The following is a 1,542-nucleotide window of genomic DNA, read 5'->3' on the forward strand; positions in this document are numbered from 1 at the left end:
GCGCACAGGAACGCGGAGGTGACGTTGGTGTCGAGCACGCGGTGCCAGTCGGCGAGGGTCGTCTCGTGCACCGGCGCCCCGGTGGTGACCCCGGCGCAGTGCACCAGGGCCGCCACCGGACCGACGCCGCCGAGCGCGGCCGCGACGCCCGCTTCGGTCGCGAGGTCCCCGTCGGCGCGGTCGACGCCGTGGACCTCGAAACCGTCGGCGGCGAGCCGGGCCGCGACCGCCGAGCCGATCCCGCCGGACGCCCCCGTCACCAGCGCCCGGTCAGGCACGGAACACCTCGTACTCCGCGATCAGCTCCTCGTCGAGCGTCACGCCGAGCCCCGGCCCGTCGGGCACGGCCAGAGCACCGTCCACGAGGGACGGACGCTCCACGGGCAGGTCATCGCGCAGCGGGTTCGGCAGCCGGTTGTACTCGTAGATCGGCACGTTCGGCGTGGCCGCCGCGAACTGCAGCGCGGCCGCGAGCCCGACCGCCGAGCCGACCCCGTGCGGCGAGACGTCCACGTGGAACGCCGAGCACAGCGCGGCGATCCGGCGGGCCTCGGTGATGCCGCCGGCCCGGGTGAGGTTGGGCATGACGACGTCCACGGCGCGCTGCTGCAGGAAGTCGCGGTACCCGAAACGGCTGAACTCGCTCTCCCCCGTCACCACCGGGATGCGCACGGCCGCGCGCACCTCGGCGAGCCCGGCCACGTCGTCGGTCGCGAGCGGCTCCTCCAGCCAGCGCACCCCGAGCGGCTCCAGCGCGAGCCCGAGCCGCACCGCGGTCTTCACGTCGTAGGCGCAGTTGAGGTCGACGTGCAGCGCGGCCCGGCCGGCCAGCGCGTCGACCACCGCCTCGGCGTGCGCGAGGTCGGTCGCCTCGCCCCGGCCCAGCTTGAGCTTCACCGCCCGGAACCCGGCGTCCACGAAGGACAGTGCCCGCTCGGCGGACTCCGCGGTCGTCGGCAGGAACGGGATCGGGCTGGCGTAGACCGGAACGGTGTCGCGGACCGGCCCGCCGAGCAGCCGGTGCACGGGCAGCCCGGCGGCCTTGCCCCGCAGGTCCCACAGCGCCAGGTCGACGCCGCTGATCGCCTCGAGGTAGAAGCCGCCGGTGCGCCCGGCCCCGGCCTGCGCGCCGTACATGAGCTCCCACAGCGCCTCCGACGCGCCGGCGTCCCGCCCGAGCAGCATCGGCCCGAGCAGGCTGCCGACGATGGTCGCGGTGACGCGCGGCTCCGGCAGCCCGTAGGCCTCGCCGATGCCCTCCAGCCCGTCGGTCGTTCGGATACGAACGAGGGTGGTGTACTGCCCGAGCCGCGGCAGCACCCGATGGCTGGACGCGGGGGTCAGCAGCCACTCCGGCACCGCGTCGAGGCTGCCGTACACCCGCTCGAAGGGCGCGGACAGGGCGATGGCCTCGACGGAGGCGATGGTGAGCTTCACGGGATCCCTTACTTGATGAGGTCGTTCATCCGGTCGCGGGCCGAGGTGAGCGCCTCCTTGACCTGCTTCTTGCCGATGAGGATCGACTGCACCTCCTCGGCGAGC

At 74.3% G+C, this 1,542-nt stretch carries 2 protein-coding genes; both read right to left on the reverse strand.

Translation table 11 applies throughout. The features are described from left to right. The coding region (locus tag ABT369_RS57775) for an SDR family NAD(P)-dependent oxidoreductase (RefSeq protein ID WP_350627267.1) at nucleotides 1-278 on the reverse strand (278 nt) is incomplete at its 3' end. After that, nucleotides 271-1,437 carry a mandelate racemase/muconate lactonizing enzyme family protein gene (locus ABT369_RS57780; protein ID WP_350627269.1) on the reverse strand — a complete coding sequence of 389 codons (1,167 nt, stop codon included), beginning with the start codon at nucleotides 1,435-1,437 and terminating at the stop codon, nucleotides 271-273. The genes ABT369_RS57780 and ABT369_RS57775, both read right to left, overlap by 8 nt. Nucleotides 1,438-1,542: the final 105 nt, after the last annotated feature.

It is taken from the genome of Dactylosporangium sp. NPDC000244 (assembly GCF_040300725.1).
Lineage (GTDB): Bacteria > Actinomycetota > Actinomycetes > Mycobacteriales > Micromonosporaceae > Dactylosporangium.